We start from the raw sequence: 18983 nt of genomic DNA, 5'->3' as shown, positions 1-18983 counted from the left end.
CTCGCGTCGGCATGTCCTGGCTTCTCGACGCCGCGCAGCGCGCGCGTGCGCTGTGCGTGCCCGCGCTCTGCACGTGCGTGTGCGCGTGTGCTGCGTGTGCGTGTGCGTGTGCGTCTGCGCTGAGCGTGCGCTCGCGCTCTGCGCGTCTCGCTGCCTCCGTGCCGAGACTCCAGGACGCGCCCGGGTTTCGTGCGGCCGCGTCGGCGTGTCCTGGCCTCTCGACGCTGCGCAGCGCGCGGGAGTGCCGTGCGTGCCCGCGCGCTGCGCGTGTGCTGCGTGTGCGTGTGCTCGCGCTGTGCGCGTCTCGCTGCCTCCGCGCCGAGAGACCAGGACACGCCCGGGCTTCGTGCGGCTGCCTCGGCGTGTCCTGGCGTCTCGGTGTGGGAAGCGAGCGGGATGAAGGCTCGGGTACGTGGGCAGGCGGGTCGTGTAGGTGGGCGGGAAGGTCGGGCACGGGGGCCGGCGGGTCGGCAGGGCGGGCACGGGAACCGGCGAGGGGGCGTCGGACCGAGGGGCGGGCGCGTCAGCGCGCGTGGGGCGGCCAGGGGTCGCCGGCGCGGCGCGGGCCGAGCGCGGCGCGGATCCAGGCGAGTGCGCGGGCCGGCGCACGGACGTCGTCGGCGGTGCACGTGATGACGCGCCAACCCTCGTGCTCGAGGGCCTGCCGGCGCGCGACGTCGCGACGCCACGTCCGGGCGTCCGTGCGGTGCACGTCGCCGTCGTACTCGACGGCGAGGCGGCGGGCCGGGTAGCTGAGGTCGGGCAGCGCCACGAAGCGCCCGCCCGCGTCGAGCACCGGCCGGTTCACCTCGGGGCAGGGCAACCCGTCGCGCACCAGCGCCAGTCGGAGCCGGGTCTCCTGGCACGAGTCGGTCCCGGCGCGGAGCAGCGGCAGCGCGCGCCGTAGCCGTCGCAGTCCGCGCGCACCGGCGTCCAGCCCCTCGACGGCCCTCGTCAGCTCGGGCAGCCCGACGCGGGGGTCCCGGCGACGGAGCAGTGCGTCTCCGGCGACGACGAGCTCGTCCTCGTCCAGCTCCCCGGCGAGCTGGACCCAGAGCCGCGGCGCGGTGACGGCGGGGATGCCTCCGACGAGCCGGACCGGCGCTCGCGGTCCCGACCGGCGGTGGCCCACGACGCCCCGGCGACGCGGCGGACGGGCGCCGGACCCGACCTCGACGTGCACGTCGTCCGGTCGCCGCAGACCGCGCGGGCGGTCGACGCCGAGGAGGTCGAGGGCCGTCGTGTGGCTGAAGACGGCCTGGGGCGGCAGCACGGGCAGGAGCTCCCGGCAGCGGGCGAGCAGGTCCGCAGGGGAGGGACCGGTGGCGCGCAGGCCGCGCGCCGGTCGTCGCAGCGCCGGGTCGCGCAGGTCCCGGGACGACAGCCCTGCGGCGCGACCCTCCGCGACCGTGAAGGACCGCCCGGCGAGGTCGTCGGGGAGAGCGGGCGCGGACCGGACCATGCGCCGGACCCTCTCGCACGGCAGCTCGTCCACGCACATCGCCCGCCCCACCCTGTGGACGACCTCGCGCGACCGCAGCGCCCCGTGCGCCTCCCGGCACGACCGAGAGTCCAGGACACGCCGGCGATCTCGACGGATCCCGGGCGTGTCCTGGACTCTCGGTGAGCGGGTGAGCGGGCGAGGCGGTGAGCGGGCGCGCGGTCAGCGCAGGGCCGGGACGACCTCGCGCTCGAACAGCTCGATGCCCGAGCGGTCGTACGCGGCCTCGGCGAAGTACGTGATGGCGTACGTCATGCCGAGGGCCTCGAGCTCGCGCAGCTTCTCGACGATCTGCTCCGGCGTGCCGACCAGCGGGCCGTTGCGGAACTCCTCGGCGACGCCCGGCGCCTTGTCCGGCACGGTGCGTGCGTAGTGCTCCTCGACCCACGCGATGCGGTCGTCCACCTCGGCCTCGGTCGCGCCGATCACGACGTTGTAGTTGGCCGAGCGCGTGATCTCGTCGTAGTTGCGGCCGATCGCCGCGCAGTGCTCCTGCAGGACCTGCGACTTGTGGGCGAACCCGGCGGGCGTGCCGTCGAAGTTCGTGTACTGCGCGTGCTCGGCCGCGATGCGCAGCGTCTTGCGCTCGCCGCCGCCGGCGATCCACAGCGGCGGGCCGTCGACCTGGAGCGGCAGCGGGGAGAGCTGCGCGCCGTCGACCTGGTAGTGCGCGCCGTCGAGGGTCGCGACCCCGTTGGTCCAGAGCTGCTTCATGATCTGGACGCCCTCGTCCAGCATCGCGATCCGCTCGCCGGCGCGCGGGAAGCCGTAGCCGTAGGCGCGCCACTCGTGCTCGTACCAGCCGGCGCCGATGCCCATCTGGACGCGGCCGCCGGAGATGACGTCCGCCGTGGTCGCGACCTTCGCGAGGTAGGCGGGGTTCCGGTACGCCATGCAGGTGCACATCTGCCCGAGCTTCACGCGGCTCGTCGTGGCGGCGTACGCGTTCATGAGGCTCCAGGCCTCGTGCGTCGCCTCGCCGTTGGGCTCGGGGACGGCGTGGAAGTGGTCGTAGACCCAGATGGAGTCGAACGTGTCGCCGTCGTCGGCGTGCCGGGCGAGCCCGTTCATGACGGACCAGTGCTCGGCCGGCTCGATGCCGGTGAGGTCCTGCCGCCAGCCCTGGGGGATGAAGAGTCCGAAGCGCATGGGGCCGAACCTATCGCCGCCGGAGCCTGAGCGCCGCGCGACGAGGTCGGCCAGGATGGACGCATGATCATCGGGTACCCGGCGGCCCAGGTGCGTGCGGCGGAGGAGCCGCTGCTCGCGCGTGGCGTGCCGCTCATGCAGCAGGCGGCGGGCGGGCTCGCGACGCGGGTCCTGGCGGAGCTGGTGTCCCGCCGGGGCGCGGTCCGCGGGGCCTCCGTGGTGGCGCTGGTCGGCTCCGGGAACAACGGGGGCGACGCGCTGCACGCGGGTGCGGTCCTCGCCCGGCGGGGCGTGCGGGTGGTGGCGCTGTGCACGACGGGGACGCCGCACGCGGAGGGGCTGGCGGCGCTGCGGCGGGCCGGCGGGCGTGCGGTGCGCGTCGGGGACGCGAGGGACGCGGGGGACGGACGCCCGGGGGCGGGGGACGGGCCGGACCTGCCGGTCGTCTGGCTCGGTGACGCGGTCGCCGAGGCGTACGCCGCGGACGTCGTCCTCGACGGGCTGCTCGGCATCGGCGGCCGGGGCGCCCCGCGAGGCGTCGCCGGCCTGCTCACCGCCCTGCTCGCGGAGCTGCTCGCCGACGAGGGGGCCCCGGACGCGCCCGGGCCGCTGGTCGTCGCCGTCGACGTGCCGAGCGGGATCGGGGTGGACGACGGCTCGCTGCCGGACGGCCCCGTGCTGCCCGCGGGGCTGACGGTGACGTTCGGGACAGCGAAGCCCGGGCTGCTGCTGCCCCCGGCGTCACGGCTGGCGGGGCGGCTCGCCGTCGTGGACCTGGGGCTGCCGCTGCCGGGCGCCCCGGCCGTCGCGCGGCTGGGGCCGGCCGACGTCGCCGCGCTGTGGCCGGTGCCCGGCCCGGGCGACCACAAGTACAGCCGCGGCGTGCTGGGCGTGGTGGCGGGCACGCCCACGTACCCCGGGGCGGCGGTGCTCTGCGTGTCCGCCGCCGTGCGGGCGGGAGTCGGGATGGTCCGGTACGTCGGGCCGGCGGCGGTGCGGCGCGCGGTCCTGGCGGCGCGCCCCGAGGTCGTCGCCGGCGAGGGCCGGGTGCAGGCCTGGCTGCTCGGCCCCGGGGTCGACCCCGCGCACGCGAAGCAGGCCCGTCGGGTCGGGGACGCGCTCGAGCGCGCGCTGACCGAGGGGCAGCCGGCGGTGCTCGACGCGGGGGCCCTGGCCCTGGCGCCCGAGACGCTCGCCCCGTGGTGCGTCCTCACCCCGCACGCCGGGGAGCTGGCGACCCTGCTCACCCGCCTCGGCGAGGACGTGGACCGCGCGGCGGTGACGGCGGAGCCGCTGCGGTGGGCCCGCCGCGCCCACGAGCGCACCGGGGCGACGGTCCTGCTGAAGGGCAGCACCACGGTGGTCGCCGGTGCGGGCGGGGCGGTGTTCGCGCAGGCGGACGCGCCGGGGTGGCTCGCGACCGCCGGGTCGGGCGACGTGCTGGCGGGGCTGCTCGCCGCGCTGCTCGCGGGCCGGGCGGGCGACGTGCTCGCCGACCCCCCGCTCGCGGCCGCGCTCGCGGCGGCCGCCGCGCTCGTGCACGGGCACGCCGCGTCCGCCGCGGTCCCCGGCGGCCCGGTCGCGGCGCTGGACGTCGCGCACGCCCTGCCCGCCGTCGTGGCAGGGTTGCTCCGTGGCTGAGGACACCGACGTCGACCCGACCGGCACCACCGGCACCACCGGCTCGAACGGCACCGCCCGCGCCGCCGCGGCGGACCCCGTGCTCCCGCCGCTGCGGGACGACCTGCACCGCCGGGTCGCCGCGCTGCTCACCCCGGAGCCGGGCACGGACCGGCCGGCGCGCCGGCTGCTCGGGATCGCGGGGCCGCCCGGGGCCGGCAAGTCGACGCTGTCGGCCCAGATCCTCGCCGCGTTCGCGGGCTCGTGCGTCGTCGCCCCGATGGACGGGTTCCACCTGGCGCAGACCGAGCTGGAGCGGCTCGGTCGGCAGGACCGCAAGGGCGCCCCGGACACGTTCGACGCGGCCGGGTACGTCGCGCTGCTCCGGCGGCTGCGCGCGGCCGTGCCCGGCGAGACGGTGTACGCGCCCGAGTACCGGCGCGACCTGCGCAACGGGATCGCCGGGGCGATCGCCGTCCCGGCCGACGTGCCGCTCGTCATCACCGAGGGCAACTACCTGCTGCTGGACGACCACGGGTTCGGCCCGGTGCGGGGCCTGCTCGACGAGTGCTGGTACGCCGAGCTGCCGGAGTCCGTGCGGGCGGAGCGGCTCGTGGCGCGCCACCGGCTGTTCGGCAAGGCCCCGGAGGCCGCGTACGCCTGGACCCACGGCCCGGACCAGCGCAACGCCGACCTCGTCGCCGGCACCCGCGACCGCGCGGACGTGGTGGTGACGGTCGACTGAGGGCCGGGCGCGTCGCGCCGGGAGGGCCCCGTCCGTGCGCCGGTCCGCGCCGGATCGGACCGGCTCGCGCCGGCTCACGTCGGCCCGCGCGCCCGCCGGTGCGAGACTGGGGCGGTGAGCCTGTTCCCCGCCCGCGCCGTGGTCGACCTCTCGGCGATCCGCGACAACGCCCGCACCCTCGGGGACCTCGCGCCGACGGCCCAGGTGATGGCGGTCGTCAAGGCGGACGCGTACGGCCACGGCCTGGTGCCGGTCGCGCGCGCCGCGGTGCAGGGCGGCGCGACGTGGCTCGGGGTGGCGCAGCTCGGCGAGGCCCTCGCGCTGCGCGAGGCGGGGATCACCGCCCGCGTGCTCACCTGGTTGTACGCCCCCGGCGCGCCGCTGACCGAGGCCGTCGCCGCGGACGTGGACCTGTCGGTCGCCGCCCCGTGGGCGCTCCAGGAGGTCGCCGCGTCGGCGCGCGTCACGGGCCGGACGGCGCGCGTGCACCTCAAGCTCGACACGGGCCTGGGCCGCAACGGTCTGACCCCGGCGGACCTGCCCGAGGTGCTCGACGCGGCCCTGCGGCTGGAGGCCGAGGGCGTGCTGCGGGTGGTCGGCCTGTGGTCGCACCTCGCGTTCGCCGACGAGCCGGGGCACCCGACGCTGCACCGGCAGGCGGCGGCGCTGCGGGCGGCGGCGGACGACGCGGAGGCGCGCGGCGCGCGGCTCGAGGTCCGCCACATCGCGGCGTCGGCGTCCACGCTCACCGACCCCGAGCTGCACCTGGACCTGGTGCGGCCCGGCATCGCGCTGTACGGGCTCACCCCCGTGCCGCAGCTCGGCGGCCCGGAGAGGTTCGGGCTGCGCCCGGCGATGACCGTCGAGGCCGAGCTGGCGACCGTGAAGCGGGTCCCCGCCGGCCACGGCGTCTCCTACAGCCACCACTACGTCACGGACCGCGAGACGACGCTCGGCGTGGTGCCGCTCGGGTACGCGGACGGCGTGCCGCGGCACGCCTCCGGCGTCGACGGCGCGCCCGGGGCCCCGCTGGGCGTGCACGGGCGGCGGCTCGCGATCGCCGGCCGGGTCTGCATGGACCAGGTCGTGGTGGACCTGGGACCCGACGCCACCGAGTCCGCGGGCGACGTGGTCGAGCTGTTCGGCACGGGCGCCGACGGCGGCCCCACCGCGCAGGACTGGGCGGAGGCGTGCGGCACCATCTCCTACGAGATCGTGACGCGGCTCGGCGCCCGCGTCCCGCGCGTGCACGTGGACCCCGAGGCGCCGGGCGGCACGGGAGGAGAACGGTGAGCGGGCAGGACGGGACGACGACGGTGGCCGAGGTCGCGGTGGAGCTGGCGGACGCGGACGCGACGCGCGCGTACGGCGCGGCGCTCGCGGGGCTGCTGCGGCCGGGCGACCTGGTGGTGCTGACCGGCGACCTCGGTGCCGGCAAGACGACCCTCACGCAGGGGATCGGGCAGGGGCTGCACGTGCGGGGCGCGGTCGCGTCGCCGACGTTCGTCATCGCCCGGGTGCACCCGCCGCTGCCGCGCGACGACGGCACGACCGGCCCGGCCCTGGTGCACGTCGACGCGTACCGGCTCGGCTCGCTCGACGAGGTCGACGCGCTCGACCTGGACGCCTCCCTGGACGAGTCCGTGACCGTCGTGGAGTGGGGGGCGGGCCTCGTGGAGTCGCTGGCCGCCGACCGGCTCGAGGTCGCGCTGCGGCGCCCCCGCGGTGCGGTGGCGGACGCCGAGGACGCCGCCGCCGGGGTCCGGACCGTCACGGTCCGCGCGCACGGCGACCGCTGGCACGGCGTGCCGCTGCCCGGCTGACGGCCGGAGCCACCCGGACGCCCGTCCGACCCCGAACCCCCGACCACGCCCCGGGCCGCCCCGCCCGGACCCCACCCGGAAGGAACCCCACCGGTGCCCGTCCTCGCGCTCGACACCTCCGCCGCTGCGTCCGCCGCCGTCGTCGACGACGCGGGCCGCACCCTCGCCACCCGCTCGTCCGGGGAGACGCGCCGGCACGCCGAGGCCCTCACCCCGCTGCTCGACGCGGTGCTGGCCGAGGCCGGTGTGGCGCGCACGGAGCTCACGGCGGTCGTCGCCGGGACCGGGCCGGCTCCCTTCACGGGGCTGCGCGTCGGGCTCGTCACGGCCCGGACGCTGGGGCTGGCGCTGGGGATCCCGGTGCACGGTGTGTCCTCTCTCGACGCCCTGGCGCTCGCGACGGTCCGCGCGCTGCAGCCGGCGGGGGAGGTGCTCGTGGTCACCGACGCGCGGCGCCGCGAGGTGTACTGGGCGCGCTACCGGGCGGTGGTGGGCGCGGGCACGGACGCGACCGTCGAGGTGGTCGACGGCCCGGGGGTGGACACGCCCGCGGCCGTCGCGGCCCGTGGGGTCGAGGGGCTCGTGGTGGCGGGCGCCGGCACCGCGTTGTACCCGGAGCTGCTGCCGGCCACGCCGGGGACGCCGGCCGACGTCGACCCGGCCGACCTCGCGCGCGTCGCCCTGGCGCGGCTCGCGGTCGCGGGCGAGGGCACCGTCCTGCCGACGGAGCCGCTGTACCTGCGCCGGCCGGACGCGGTGCCGCCGGCCCCGGGCAAGCGGGTGCTGGGGTCGTGACCGTGCGGCTGCGGCCGCTGGTGCCCGCCGACCTGGACGACCTGGAGGCGATGGAGCACGCGCTGTTCGGCGCGGGCGCGTGGTCGCGGGCGTCCCTCGAGGAGGAGCTGGACGGGCCGGGGCGCTGGTACGTGGGGGCCGAGGACGCCGCGGGTCGACTCGTCGGGTACGCGGGCCTGTGGTTCGACGGCTGGGACGCCCAGGTCATGACCATCGGCACCCGGCCGGACGCGCAGGGCCGCGGCGTGGGGCGCGCCCTGCTGGACGCCCTGCTGGGCCGCGCGCGCGAGCTGCGCGCCGGGGACGTCCTGCTGGAGGTGCGGGTCGACAACGAGCCGGCGCTGCGGCTGTACGAGCGCGCGGGGTTCGAGCGGTTCGGCCGGCGCCGCGGCTACTACCAGCCGGAGAACGTGGACGCCTGGACGATGCGGCTGCGCCTGGCGGGCGCCGCGCCGGCCGGCGGGGACGACGCGGGCAGGGATGACGCGGGCGGGCAGCCGGCGTCGCTGTGACGCGGCTGCCCGCCCGTGACGGTGCGGGACGGCTCAGACGGTGCGGGCGACGTCCTCGAAGTCGAGGCGCGTCTGGCGGGGGTGCGACGCGGGCACGCCGAGGCCCTCGCGGTCGGCGGGCTCGGTGCCGACGTTCATGACGATGATCGAGCGCCACGACGTGCCGGCGAACAGGTCGGCGTCGAGCCCGGCGGCGTCGAAGCCGGTCATCGGGCCGACGTGCAGCCCGGCCGCGCGCAGGCCGACGATGAGGTAGCCGGCCTGCAGGAACGCGTTGTCACGGGACATGCGCTCGCGGACCGCCTCGGCCCCGGCGAGGTTGTCGCGCGCGCCGGCCATGTGCGGCGCGAGCCGGGGCAGGTGCTCGTGGAAGTCGAGGTCGGCGGCCACGACGATGCTGAGCGGCGCGAGCTGGGTCTTGGCCTTGTTGCCGTCGGCCATGTGCGTCACGAGGCGCTCGCGGGCCTCCGGGGTGCGCACGAGGAGCAGCCGCAGCGGCAGGGTGTTCATCGCGGTGGGGCCCCAGCGGACGACGTCCCACACGGCGCGGACCTGCTCGTCGGTGACCTCGCCGTCGGCGAAGCTGTTGACGGTGCGGGCGGACCGGAACACGAGGTCGGCGATCTCGGCGGGGACGCGGAGCTCGCTCGGGGCGGTGTCGATGCTCATGACTGGTTGAATCCGCAACCAATCCGGGGCATTCCGGTTGCCTGAGTGAACCGTGTCACACGGCGCCCGCGGAAGGCTCCCGCAGCCCGACCTAGGATGGTCCCCATGCCCGAAGCGCCGCTCGTCCTGGGGATCGAGACGTCCTGCGACGAGACCGGGGTCGCCCTGGTCCGCGCCCACCCCGACCGCAGCGAGCTGCTGGTCGACGCCGTCGCGTCCTCGATGGACGAGCACGCGCGATTCGGCGGGATCATCCCCGAGATCGCCTCCCGCGCCCACCTCGAGGCGATGGTGCCGACCGTCGAGCGCGCGCTCCACGAGGCGGGCGTGACGCTCGCGGACGTCGACGCGGTCGCCGTGACCGCCGGCCCGGGGCTCGTCGGGTCGCTGACCGTCGGCACCGCCGCCGCCAAGGCGCTCGCCTACGGCCTCGGCAAGCCGCTGTACGGCGTCAACCACGTCATCGGCCACGCCGCCGTCGACGAGCTCGTGCACGGCCTGTTCCCCGACCGGGTCATGGCGCTCGTCGTCTCCGGCGGGCACTCCAGCCTGCTGCTGGTCGACGACGTCGTCACCGGCGTGCACGAGCTGGGCTCCACGCTCGACGACGCCGCGGGCGAGGCGTTCGACAAGGTGGGCCGCCTGCTCGGCCTGCCGTACCCCGGCGGCCCCCACATCGACCGCCTGGCGCGCGAGGGCGACCCGACGGCGATCCGGTTCCCGCGCGGGCTGACGGCCGCGAAGGACCAGGAGAAGCACGCGTACGACTTCTCGTTCTCCGGGCTCAAGACGGCCGTGGCCCGCTGGGTCGAGGCGCGGCAGGACGCCGGCGAGGAGATCCCGCTGGAGGACGTCTCCGCGTCGTTCGCGGCCGCGGTGGCCGACGTGCTCACCGCCAAGACCATCGCGGCGTGCCGGCGGCACGGCGTGGACACGCTCGTCGTCGGCGGCGGGTTCTCCGCCAACTCCCAGCTGCGCGACCTCGCGGCCGAGCGCTGCGCGGAGGCCGGCATCGAGCTGCGCATCCCGCCCATCCGGTACTGCACCGACAACGGCGCGATGATCGCCGCGCTCGGGGCCGCGGTGGTCCGGCGCGGGCTCCCCGCCTCGGACTTCGGCATCGGCGTGGACTCGACGATGCCGCTGGAGACCGTGACGGTCTGAGACCGGCGTCCCGGCCGGGCTACAGCGGCCGGCCGGCCCGCATCTCGGCCACCAGCGACGCGACCACCGCGTCGAGCTCCCCGGCGTTCCGGCGGGCCACGGCCCGCTGCCGCTGGTACGACGCGCCCTTGCGGAGGATGACCCGCACCGCGTCCAGCTCGGCCGCGCAGCCCAGGCGCTCGGCCACGGGCTCCAGGTCGCGCAGCAGCCGCGCGACCGCGTCGGTGACGAGCTCCTCCTCGCCGGCGGCGTCGGTGATGATGATGGCGTCCATGCCGTAGCGGGCCGAGCGCCACTTGTTCTCCTGGGCGAACCACGGCGGGATCGTCGGCAGCGTCCGCCCGCTGTCGAGCAGCGTCGAGAAGTGCTCCACCAGGCAGTGCGTGAGGGCGGCGAGCGCCGTGACCTCCAGCAGGGTGGGGGAGCCGTCGCAGATGCGGGTCTCGACCGTGCCGAACCGCGGGGACGGGCGCACGTCCCAGCGCACCTCGTCGAACGCGTCGATCACGCCGGTGTGGAGCATGTCGCCGACGTACGCCTCGAGCTGCTCCCACTGCTCGAACTGGAACGGCAGCCCCGCCGTGGGCAGCTGCTGGAACATCAGGGCCCGGTTGGACGCGTACCCGGTGTCCTTGCCGCCCCAGAACGGGCTGGAGGCCGACAGCGACTGCAGGTGCGCGAAGCAGGTCAGCAGCGCCCGGGAGATCGGCAGCACCTTGGCGCGGTCCTCGATGCCGACGTGCACGTGCACGCCGTAGATGAGCATCTGGCGGCCCCACCACTGCGTGCGGTCGATGAGCGTGGCGTACCGCTCCTTGTCGGTGACCTTCTGCTGCGCCCAGCGGGCGAACGGGTGCGTGCCCGCGCTCATGAGCTCGACGCGCAGCGGGTCCGTGACGGTGCGGACCTCGTCGATCGCGCGCTGCAGGTCGGCGCCCGCCTCGCCGACCGTCCGGCAGACGCCGGAGACCACCTCGACGGTGTTGAGCAGCAGCTCCTGCTTGATGGCCGGGTGCTCGGCGCCGTCCGCGGGCCGCACCGCGTCGAGCACCGTGCTGGCGACCTGCCGGAGGTCGCCGGAGTCGGCGTCGACGAGCGCGAGCTCCCACTCGATGCCGACGGTGGACCGCTCCGACCGCGCGAACGGCAGCCGCGCCGGCGCCGTCATGCGCCGACCGGCTCGACGAGCAGCACCTGCTGCTGCCCGGCGACCCGGGTCAGCACGATCGTCGCGGGGACGGAGCCCCGCAGGTCGAGCTGGCGCCGGAGCTGCTCGGGCACGACCGCGGTGCCGCGCTTCTTGATCGTCAGCGCGCCGACGTCCCGCTCGCGCAGGTACGCCCGCAGCCGCTTGAGGCCGAACGGCAGGTCGTCCAGCACGCGGTAGGCCGTCGCGAACGGCGTGGCGTGCAGCGCGTCCGAGGTCACGTAGGCGATGGTGCGGTCCAGCAGCCGGCCCTGCACGCCGGCGACGACCTCCGCCACCAGCCCGGCGCGGATCACCGCACCGTCGGGCTCGTACAGGTACGCGCCGACCGGGCCCACGGGAGGGTGCGGGTCGGCGGTCGCGTCGCCGCCGCGCAGCAGCACGGACCCGCCGGAGCCCCCGAGCAGGAGCGCGGACCGTCCCGGTCCCTCCGGGGCGAGCGGGCCGAACCACAGCCCGAGCTCGACGACGTCGCCGTCCACGGACACCCACTGCGCCTCGGCGTCGTCCGGCAGCGCGCTGTGCGGGACGCCGGGCCCGAGCTTGAGGCCGAGCGCGGGCACGCGGGCCCGCAGGGCCAGCACGGCGTCCAGCGGCGGGGCGTACGCCGCGGGGTCGAACACCCGGCTGCCGCCCGCCGTGCGCCGCGCGGGGTCGGCGTACACGCCGTCGACGCCCTCGGCCTCCAGGTCGACGCCCAGGCCGTCGCCGTGGCGCACCTCGGCCTCCGGGAAGTGGCGCAGGTTGACCGTCGCGAGCGCGGCGGTCGTCTCGTCCGCGTCCACGGCCAGCACCCGCAGGCCGACGCCGGCGAACGCCATCGCGTCCGCACCGATCCCGGACGTGAGGTCCGCCACGCGCTGCACGCCCGCGGCCTGGTACCGGCGGGCGTGCTGCGCCGCGACGACCAGGCGGGTGGCCTGCTCCAGCCCGGCGGGCGTGAACAGCATGCCGTCGGCGAACTCGCCGAGCTTCGCGTGCGCCCGTGCGCGCAGCCGGGACTGCGTGAGCGCGGCCGCGACGAGGTCCGCGGGGAACCCGTCGCGCCGCAGCCGCTCCGACAGCGCCATCGCGTGCTGCTCGTCGTAGGGGGGCAGCGCCGACAGCAGGGCCCAGCCCTCGGGGCTGAGCAGCTTGGCGAGGCCGGACGCGTCCATGCCGCGATCCTCGCACGACGCGCCCACGCGGACGCGGCGCACGGGGTCGTCGTTGGCACTCGCCTTGACCGAGTGCTAACGGGTTCCTAGAGTGCTGATCGGCACTCTCGTACCGGGAGTGCCAACCGCCCCGCACGGCCGCCGGCACCCGCGACGACGGCCGGCCGTGAGCACGGTGCGGCAACGGACATCAGGCAGCACTCACACGCGAAGGGGAGGTCCGCTGTGTCGGTCTCCATCAAGCCGCTCGAGGACCGCATCGTCGTCAAGACGCTCGAGGCGGAGCAGACGACCGCCTCCGGTCTGGTCATCCCGGACAGCGCCAAGGAGAAGCCCCAGGAGGGCGAGGTCCTGGCGGTCGGCCCGGGCCGTGTCGACGACAACGGCAACCGCGTCCCGCTCGACGTGGCCGTCGGCGACAAGGTCATCTACAGCAAGTACGGCGGTACCGAGGTGAAGTACGACGGCGAGGAGTACCTGATCCTCTCCGCCCGCGACATCCTCGCGATCGTCACGAAGTGACACCGCGCCGGCCCTGAGCGGCCGGCCGGCGTCCGGGGCCCCTCTCCGCGCTGCGGAGGGGGGCCTCGGCGCGTCCGGGGGTCGTCGCCGGGTAGGCCCCGCGTCCGGGGCCCCGTCGTGCCCGGACCGCGCCGCACGCACGACGAGGCCCCCTCCGCACGCGGATGGGGGCCTCGTCGTCGTGATCGGCGACCGGGCGGTATCGCACCGCGGCGGTCGCCACGTCAGGGGGAGCCGGGGTCAGACCACCTGGCTCTGGGTGCGGCCGGCGGCGAGGACGGCGGCGCGCTCGTCCTCGGACAGCCCGCCCCACACGCCGTACGGCTCACGGACCGCGAGCGACTGCTCGCGGCACTCGTTGATGACCGGGCAGGTCGCGCAGATGGCCTTGGCCGCCTCGGCGCGGCGGCGGCGCGCGGCCCCGCGCTCGCCCTCGGGGTGGAAGAACAGGTCCTGGTCGGCGTCCCGGCAGGCGCCCTCGTACTGCCACTCCCAGAGCTCCATCACGGGGCCCGGGAGGCGAGAGATCTCGGCCATGTGCTCCTCCATACCTCCGGCGGCGCGAGCCACCGGGCTGATCGTGCGAGTGAGGCGGTCCGTCCGCCTCTGGGACCTCCGTCCCTGGTGCGGCGTCGAACTGCACTGCTGGAGACACTACAACCGCGCCAGGAGTTGTTCAAGACCGTGTCGCGATCTGGCGTGAAGCGATTCGTGACGGGCCTCACCTGCGTTGACGCGTTCTCGACGCGAACCGTCCGGCGCCGGGTCGGTCGCCGATCGCGCCGTCGCCGGTGGAAACCGCGCCACATCCCCGGCAGAATCGGCGGGGCGCGAGGACGACGGGCGCGGACGAGACGGGCGAGATGCAGATCGACGACGACGGCGGCACGGCGGGGCGGGCACCTTCGGTGGACCCGCACGCCACCGACGCGACCGAGCGGGCCGACCCCGCCGGACCCGTCGACCCCGCCGACCCGGGTGAGACCGCCGACCCGGGTGAGACCGCCGACCCGGACGAGACCACCGGCCCGGACGAGACCACCGGCTCGGACGGGTCGCCGGCCCCGGACGCCGGCGACGCCGCGCCGACGCTGACCGTGGCCGCCGTCGCGGGGCGGCTCGGGGTGGCGCCCGCGACGCTGCGCACGTGGGACCGCCGCTACGGCCTGGGCCCGTCCGAGCACACCGCCGGCGCGCACCGCCGCTACAGCGCGGCCGACCTGGCGCGGCTGATGAGGATGCGGGCCCTGACGCTGGACGGGGTGCCGCCGTCGGACGCCGCGCGCCTCGCCCGGGAGGGCGCCCCGCAGGAGCCGGTGGTGCGGCACCTGTCCGCCGTGCCCGACCTCGTCGGCGGTGCGGAGGGTCCGGGCGTCGCCCGAGGTGCCGGCGTGACGTCGCTCGGTGCCCTGCGGCCGCCGCCCAGCGCCGACCGGCCCGCCACCCCCACCGCCGTGATCGACGCGGCGCTGCGCGCGGACGCCGGCGAGGTCGCCCGCCTGCTCGCCCTGCCCGCCGGCGCCGACCTGACGCGGTGGTGGTCGGACCTGGTCGCACCCGCCCGGGCGGGGATCGCCTCCCGCACGGTGCTGGCGCGCCCCGGCGACGAGCCCGACGCGCTCGTGGTGGCCGCCGCGCTCGCGGTGCTGCGGGACCGCTCGGGCCGGGTGCCGGCGCACCCGTCGCGCCGGCGCATCGCGCTGCTGATGGCCGCGCCCGGGGAGCCGCGGCCGCTGTCGCTGCACGTGCTGGCCGGCGCGCTGGCGGACGCGGGCGTGGATGCGCGCGTCGTCGCGGGCCCCACCGGTCGGCACCGGTTGCTGGAGATCACCGCGATGACGTCGCCGTCGGCAGTCGTGCTCACGAGCGAGCAGGCCGCGCCGGACCTCGCCACGCTGGCGGCGCTCGTCGAGCAGCACCCGGAGCTGCCGGTCTTCGCGATGGTGCCCGACGAGGCGTCCCCGGCCGTGCCGCGCGGGCCGGAGGTCTACCGGGTGCGCACGGTCCCGGGGCTCGTGCACGAGGTGCTCGCGGTCTGCCGGTGACCGATCCGTGACCCGTTCGCGCTAACGTCCCGCCCGATCCGGCCGATACACCTAGAAGCCGGGTCCGCCAGGACCGGGCAGAGGCGGAAGGCGGAGGTCGATGGCTGGCGTCGTGGTGTGCCACGGGTCGACGGCGGTGCGGGAACGCATCGTCCTGACGGCACTGGGGGTCCCCTCGCTCGCGCCGGTCCGCGCCGCAGCCACGGTGGAGGAGCTGGTCACGCTCGCCCGCCGCGTGCCCCCGACGATCGTGCTGCTCGACGCGCACCTGCCGTCGCCAGGCCCGGTCGAGGCGATCCGCAGGCTGCGGGCCGTGCCGTCCCAGTCGACGGTCGTCATGCTGGCGGTGCCGGGCGACGAGATCGCGCTGGACCGGGCGATCGCCCTGGGTGCGCGCGGCTACCTCGCCCCGGACGTCGGCCGCGCGGAGCTCGCCGCGGTCGCCGCCCACATCCTCGCCAGCCCGGCGCTGCCCGCCGGCGTCCCGGACGCGGTCGCGGCGCACGGTGCCGTCGCCAGCGCCCCCACGCCCGCCGTCGCACGGGCGGAGCTGCCGGTGCAGGCCGGCGCGTCCCGCGACGAGGTCTCGCTGACCAAGCGCGAGGTCGAGGTGCTGGTCGGCATGAGCAACGGCCGGTCGAACGCCCAGATCGGCCAGGAGCTGTTCCTGTCCGAGGACACCATCAAGACCCACGCCCGCCGGCTGTTCCGCAAGCTCGGTGCGGCGGACCGGGCGCAGGCCGTCGCGATCGGCCTGCGGCGCGGCCTCATCCGCTGACGCGGGGCGTCGCGGAGGTCACCTCCCCGGCGTCCGGGTGCCGTCGGGAACCGCCGTATCATCGGGGGATGACCGACCTGGGTACCCCTGGATCCGCCGCGCCTGCCGACCCGTTCGGCTTCATCGGTCTCACCTACGACGACGTCCTGCTCCTCCCGGGCGAGACCGACGTCATCCCGAGCGAGGTCGACACCACGACCCGCCTCACGCGTGAGATCTCCCTGTCGATCCCCCTGGTGTCCGCCGCGATGGACACCGTCACCGAGTCGCGCATGGCCATCGCGCTCGCCCGCCAGGGCGGCATCGGCGTGCTGCACCGCAACCTGTCGATCGAGGCGCAGGCCCACCAGGTCGACCTCGTGAAGCGCTCCGAGTCCGGCATGGTGTCCGACCCCGTCACCGTGGGTCCCGACGCCACGCTCGCCGAGCTCGACGCCCTGTGCGCGAAGTACCGCGTCTCCGGCCTGCCGGTCGTGGACGACGACCGCCGGCTGCTCGGCATCATCACCAACCGCGACCTGCGCTTCGTGCCGCCGGCCGAGTTCGCCACCCGGCGGGTGCGCGACACGATGACGTCGATGCCGCTGGTCACCGGGCCGGTCGGCATCTCGAACGACGACGCCGCGGCGCTGCTCGGCAAGCACAAGGTCGAGAAGCTGCCGCTGGTGGACGCCGACGGCCGCCTGCAGGGGCTCATCACCGTCAAGGACTTCGTGAAGTCCGAGCAGTACCCGCTCGCCACCAAGGACGCGTCCGGCCGCCTGGTCGTCGCCGCGGCCGTCGGGTTCTTCGGCGACGCCTGGGACCGCGTGACCGCGCTCGTCGAGGCCGGCGTGGACGCGCTCGTCGTCGACACCGCCAACGGCCACGCCCGGCTCATGCTCGACATGGTGCGCCGCATCAAGTCCGACCCGGCCACGCGGCACGTGCAGGTCATCGGCGGCAACATCGCGACCCGCGAGGGCGCGCAGGCGCTGGTCGACGCGGGCGTGGACGCGGTCAAGGTCGGCGTCGGCCCGGGCTCCATCTGCACGACGCGCGTGGTCGCGGGCGTCGGCGTGCCGCAGGTCACCGCGGTCTACGAGGCGTCGCTGGCGGCCAAGCCGGCGGGCGTCCCGGTCATCGCGGACGGCGGCCTGCAGTACTCGGGCGACATCGCCAAGGCCCTCGTGGCCGGCGCGGACAGCGTCATGGTCGGCGGGCTCATCGCCGGCTGCGACGAGTCCCCGGGCGACCTGGTGTTCGTCAACGGCAAGCAGTTCAAGCGCTACCGCGGCATGGCGTCGCTCGGCGCGATGCAGAGCCGCGGGGACCGCCGGTCGTACTCAAAGGACCGCTACTTCCAGGGCGACCTCACCGACGACGAGATCATCACCGAGGGCATCGAGGGCCAGGTCCCGTACCGCGGCCCGCTCGCGGCGGTCGCGCACCAGCTGGTCGGCGGCCTGCACCAGTCGATGTTCTACGTCGGCGCGCGCACGATCCCGCAGCTGCAGCAGCGCGGGAGGTTCGTCCGCATCACGCCGGCGGGCCTCAAGGAGAGCCACCCGCACGACGTCCAGATGATCTCGGAGTCCCCGAACTACACGGTGCGCTGACCCGCGCGCCGCGCGTCCCGCCGCGAGGTCGTCACGTGCGGCCGAGGTCGTCATGCCGAGCTGACGACCTCGGCCGGGACTGACGACCTCGCGGCCGCCTCGGGCGGACGCGGACGGGGCCGGGTGCGCGTGCACCCGGCCCCGTCGCGTCGGCGGTCAGTCGCGGAAGGTCTCGATCTGCGCGCCCAGCTCGACCAGCCGCTCCTGCAGCTGCTCGTACCCGCGGGCGATGATGTCGACGTTGCGCAGCACGCTCGTGCCCTTGGCGGCGAGCATCGCCAGCAGGATCACCACGGCGGGCCGCAGCGCGGGCGGGCACGACACCTCCGCGCCGGACCAGTGCGTGGGGCCGGACACCTGCAGCCGGTGCGCGTCGAGCAGGCGCACGTCGGCGCCGAGCCGGGTGAGGTCCGTCAGGTGGATCGCCCGGCCCTCGTACACCCAGTCGTGCACGAGCGTCGAGCCCGTCGCGCACGCGGCGATGACCGCGAAGAACGGCAGGTTGTCGATGTTGAGGCCGGGGAACGGCATCGGGTGGATCTTGTCGAGCGGCGCGCGCAGGTCGCTCGGGTGCACGGTGATGTCCACGAGCCGGGTGCGGCCGTTGTGGGCGGTGTACTCCGGCGACAGCGTGTACCGCAGGCCCATCTCGGAGAGCGTCGCGAGCTCGATCTCCATGAACTCGATCGGCACGCGGCCGACGGTGATCTCCGAGCCGGTGACGATGCCGGCGGTGAGCAGGCTCATCGCCTCGACCGGGTCCTCGGACACCGCGTACTCCACGTCGGCGTCGATCTCCGCCTTGCCGTGCACGGTGAGCGTGGTGGTCCCGATGCCGTCGACCCGCACGCCCAGCAGCTCCAGGAAGAAGCACAGGTCCTGGACCATGTAGTTGGGGCTGGCGTTGCGGATGGTCGTGACGCCGGGGCGCCGGGCGGCGGCCATGAGGGCGTTCTCGGTGACGGTGTCGCCGCGCTCGGTCAGCACGATCGACAGGTTCTCCGTGCCCGGGTCGGTGACGCGGGCCAGGTAGCGGCCGCCGCTGGCGGTGACGGACAGGCCGAACGGGCGCAGGGCGATCATGTGCGGCTCGACGGTGCGGGAGCCGAGGTCGCACCCGCCGGCGTACGGCAGCCGGAACTCGTCGTGCTGCCCGAGCAGCGGGCCGAAGAACATGATGATCGAGCGGGTGCGGCGGGCGGCGTCGACGTCGATGGCCTCGAGGTCGAGGTCCTTCGGCACGACGATCTCGAGGTCGTGGCCGTCGTTCGACCACGTGGCGCGGACGCCGACGGACCGCAGCACGTCGACGATGCGGTCCACCTCGACGATCCGGGCGACGTTGCGCAGGCGCGTGGTGCCGCGGTTGAGCAGCGAGGCGCACAGCAGCGCGACGGCGCCGTTCTTGGAGGTGTTGACGTCGAGCCGTCCCTCGAGGCGGACGCCGCCCTGCACGCGCAGGTGGGTGTGCTGGGGGCCGCCGAGGGTCACGATGGGGGCGTCGAGCGCCGCGCCGATGCGCGTGAGCATGTCGAGGCTGAGGTTCTGGGAGCCCTGCTCGATGCGGTGGACGGCGGACTGGCTGGTGCCGAGGAGCTCGGCGAGCTGGGTCTGCGTGAGGCCGCGGTGGCGGCGGGCGGACCGGACGAGCGAGCCCACGTGGGCGAGCTGCTCGGGGAGCGTGGGAGTCACGGGGGA

At 76.0% G+C, this 18983-nt stretch carries 18 protein-coding genes; 11 read left to right on the top strand and 7 right to left on the bottom strand.

The features are described from left to right. Positions 1-523 precede the first annotated feature (523 nt). A complete protein-coding gene (locus tag AAHH18_RS14955; protein WP_343302142.1) occupies positions 524-1462 on the bottom strand; it encodes an endonuclease domain-containing protein in 939 nt (312 codons plus the stop codon). Between the two features lie 201 nt (positions 1463-1663). Next, positions 1664-2650, bottom strand: coding sequence for an LLM class F420-dependent oxidoreductase (locus AAHH18_RS14950; protein WP_283319525.1), 987 nt, complete (start codon positions 2648-2650; stop codon positions 1664-1666). Between the two features lie 63 nt (positions 2651-2713). Between AAHH18_RS14950 and AAHH18_RS14945 the strand changes: the two genes are divergently transcribed. The 6 genes from AAHH18_RS14945 (at position 2714) to rimI (ending at position 8145) form a co-directional block, all read left to right on the top strand. Continuing rightward, a complete protein-coding gene (locus tag AAHH18_RS14945) occupies positions 2714-4291 on the top strand; it encodes an NAD(P)H-hydrate dehydratase (protein WP_343302141.1) in 1578 nt (525 codons plus the stop codon). Between the two features lie 91 nt (positions 4292-4382). After that, a complete protein-coding gene (locus AAHH18_RS14940) occupies positions 4383-5015 on the top strand; it encodes a nucleoside/nucleotide kinase family protein (RefSeq protein WP_459349150.1) in 633 nt (210 codons plus the stop codon). A gap of 114 nt (positions 5016-5129) precedes the next feature. Then, on the top strand, positions 5130-6308 hold the full coding sequence (gene alr / locus AAHH18_RS14935; protein ID WP_343302140.1) for an alanine racemase: 1179 nt from the start codon (positions 5130-5132) through the stop codon (positions 6306-6308). Continuing rightward, on the top strand, positions 6305-6838 hold the full coding sequence (gene tsaE, locus AAHH18_RS14930) for a tRNA (adenosine(37)-N6)-threonylcarbamoyltransferase complex ATPase subunit type 1 TsaE (protein ID WP_283319528.1): 534 nt from the start codon (positions 6305-6307) through the stop codon (positions 6836-6838). The genes alr and tsaE overlap by 4 nt, the downstream gene beginning before the upstream one ends. 93 nt (positions 6839-6931) lie before the next feature. Beyond that, positions 6932-7633, top strand: a complete 702-nt coding sequence (tsaB, locus tag AAHH18_RS14925; protein ID WP_343302139.1) for a tRNA (adenosine(37)-N6)-threonylcarbamoyltransferase complex dimerization subunit type 1 TsaB — start codon at positions 6932-6934, stop codon at positions 7631-7633. Next, a complete protein-coding gene (gene rimI, locus AAHH18_RS14920; RefSeq protein ID WP_343302138.1) occupies positions 7630-8145 on the top strand; it encodes a ribosomal protein S18-alanine N-acetyltransferase in 516 nt (171 codons plus the stop codon). The genes tsaB and rimI overlap by 4 nt, the downstream gene beginning before the upstream one ends. Before the next feature lie 33 nt (positions 8146-8178). Here the strand turns inward: rimI and AAHH18_RS14915 are convergent, their stop codons facing one another. Further along, the gene (locus tag AAHH18_RS14915; protein WP_283319531.1) at positions 8179-8814 is read right to left on the bottom strand and encodes a malonic semialdehyde reductase; all 636 of its coding nucleotides are present in this window, start codon (positions 8812-8814) and stop codon (positions 8179-8181) included. Positions 8815-8919: 105 nt separating this feature from the next. Between AAHH18_RS14915 and tsaD the strand changes: the two genes are divergently transcribed. Beyond that, a complete protein-coding gene (gene tsaD, locus AAHH18_RS14910) occupies positions 8920-9978 on the top strand; it encodes a tRNA (adenosine(37)-N6)-threonylcarbamoyltransferase complex transferase subunit TsaD (RefSeq protein ID WP_283319532.1) in 1059 nt (352 codons plus the stop codon). 19 nt (positions 9979-9997) lie between these two features. On the opposite strand, the gene AAHH18_RS14905 is transcribed toward tsaD, so the two are convergent. Both AAHH18_RS14905 and AAHH18_RS14900 read right to left on the bottom strand, forming a co-directional pair. Further along, complete coding sequence (locus AAHH18_RS14905) at positions 9998-11146, bottom strand: glutamate--cysteine ligase (protein ID WP_283319533.1); 1149 nt, start codon at positions 11144-11146, stop codon at positions 9998-10000. After that, the gene (locus AAHH18_RS14900) at positions 11143-12342 is read right to left on the bottom strand and encodes a class I SAM-dependent methyltransferase (RefSeq protein ID WP_283319534.1); all 1200 of its coding nucleotides are present in this window, start codon (positions 12340-12342) and stop codon (positions 11143-11145) included. Before AAHH18_RS14900 ends, AAHH18_RS14905 begins: the two co-directional genes overlap by 4 nt. 225 nt (positions 12343-12567) lie before the next feature. Here AAHH18_RS14900 and groES point away from each other — a divergent pair, with 225 nt between their 5' ends. After that, the gene (gene groES, locus AAHH18_RS14895) at positions 12568-12864 is read left to right on the top strand and encodes a co-chaperone GroES (RefSeq protein ID WP_222170211.1); all 297 of its coding nucleotides are present in this window, start codon (positions 12568-12570) and stop codon (positions 12862-12864) included. Between the two features lie 240 nt (positions 12865-13104). On the opposite strand, the gene AAHH18_RS14890 is transcribed toward groES, so the two are convergent. Further along, complete coding sequence (locus AAHH18_RS14890) at positions 13105-13401, bottom strand: WhiB family transcriptional regulator (RefSeq protein WP_283319535.1); 297 nt, start codon at positions 13399-13401, stop codon at positions 13105-13107. A gap of 326 nt (positions 13402-13727) precedes the next feature. On the opposite strand from AAHH18_RS14890, the gene AAHH18_RS14885 reads away from it, so the two are divergent. From AAHH18_RS14885 to guaB, 3 genes are all read left to right on the top strand, one after another. Further along, positions 13728-14909: a MerR family transcriptional regulator gene (locus tag AAHH18_RS14885; protein WP_343302137.1), complete on the top strand. Its 1182-nt coding sequence runs from the start codon at positions 13728-13730 to the stop codon at positions 14907-14909. Positions 14910-15009: 100 nt separating this feature from the next. Further along, entirely contained in the window at positions 15010-15687 is a 678-nt protein-coding gene (locus tag AAHH18_RS14880) for a LuxR C-terminal-related transcriptional regulator (RefSeq protein WP_283319537.1), read from the top strand. A 68-nt stretch (positions 15688-15755) separates the two neighbouring features. Beyond that, positions 15756-17285 carry an IMP dehydrogenase gene (gene guaB, locus AAHH18_RS14875; RefSeq protein ID WP_343302136.1) on the top strand — a complete coding sequence of 510 codons (1530 nt, stop codon included), beginning with the start codon at positions 15756-15758 and terminating at the stop codon, positions 17283-17285. Positions 17286-17441: 156 nt separating this feature from the next. On the opposite strand, the gene AAHH18_RS14870 is transcribed toward guaB, so the two are convergent. After that, positions 17442-18977 carry a helix-turn-helix domain-containing protein gene (locus tag AAHH18_RS14870; protein ID WP_283321980.1) on the bottom strand — a complete coding sequence of 512 codons (1536 nt, stop codon included), beginning with the start codon at positions 18975-18977 and terminating at the stop codon, positions 17442-17444. Positions 18978-18983 lie beyond the last annotated feature (6 nt).

Origin of the sequence: Cellulomonas olei, assembly GCF_039548315.1 — a bacterium.
Lineage (GTDB): Bacteria > Actinomycetota > Actinomycetes > Actinomycetales > Cellulomonadaceae > Cellulomonas.
This window is presented reverse-complemented; position numbering and strand designations above follow the sequence as displayed.

Excerpts from the sequence above, each read along its gene's own strand:
- AAHH18_RS14955 (WP_343302142.1), bottom strand. The coding sequence starts at position 1,462 with ATGGTCCGGTCCGCGCCCGCTCTCCCCGACGACCTCGCCGGGCGGTCC.
- AAHH18_RS14950 (WP_283319525.1), bottom strand. The coding sequence starts at position 2,650 with ATGCGCTTCGGACTCTTCATCCCCCAGGGCTGGCGGCAGGACCTCACC.
- AAHH18_RS14945 (WP_343302141.1), top strand. The coding sequence starts at position 2,714 with ATGATCATCGGGTACCCGGCGGCCCAGGTGCGTGCGGCGGAGGAGCCG.
- AAHH18_RS14915 (WP_283319531.1), bottom strand. The coding sequence starts at position 8,814 with ATGAGCATCGACACCGCCCCGAGCGAGCTCCGCGTCCCCGCCGAGATC.
- tsaD (WP_283319532.1), top strand. The coding sequence starts at position 8,920 with ATGCCCGAAGCGCCGCTCGTCCTGGGGATCGAGACGTCCTGCGACGAG.
- AAHH18_RS14905 (WP_283319533.1), bottom strand. The coding sequence starts at position 11,146 with ATGACGGCGCCGGCGCGGCTGCCGTTCGCGCGGTCGGAGCGGTCCACC.
- AAHH18_RS14900 (WP_283319534.1), bottom strand. The coding sequence starts at position 12,342 with ATGGACGCGTCCGGCCTCGCCAAGCTGCTCAGCCCCGAGGGCTGGGCC.
- AAHH18_RS14890 (WP_283319535.1), bottom strand. The coding sequence starts at position 13,401 with ATGGCCGAGATCTCTCGCCTCCCGGGCCCCGTGATGGAGCTCTGGGAG.
- AAHH18_RS14885 (WP_343302137.1), top strand. The coding sequence starts at position 13,728 with ATGCAGATCGACGACGACGGCGGCACGGCGGGGCGGGCACCTTCGGTG.
- AAHH18_RS14880 (WP_283319537.1), top strand. The coding sequence starts at position 15,010 with ATGGCTGGCGTCGTGGTGTGCCACGGGTCGACGGCGGTGCGGGAACGC.
- guaB (WP_343302136.1), top strand. The coding sequence starts at position 15,756 with ATGACCGACCTGGGTACCCCTGGATCCGCCGCGCCTGCCGACCCGTTC.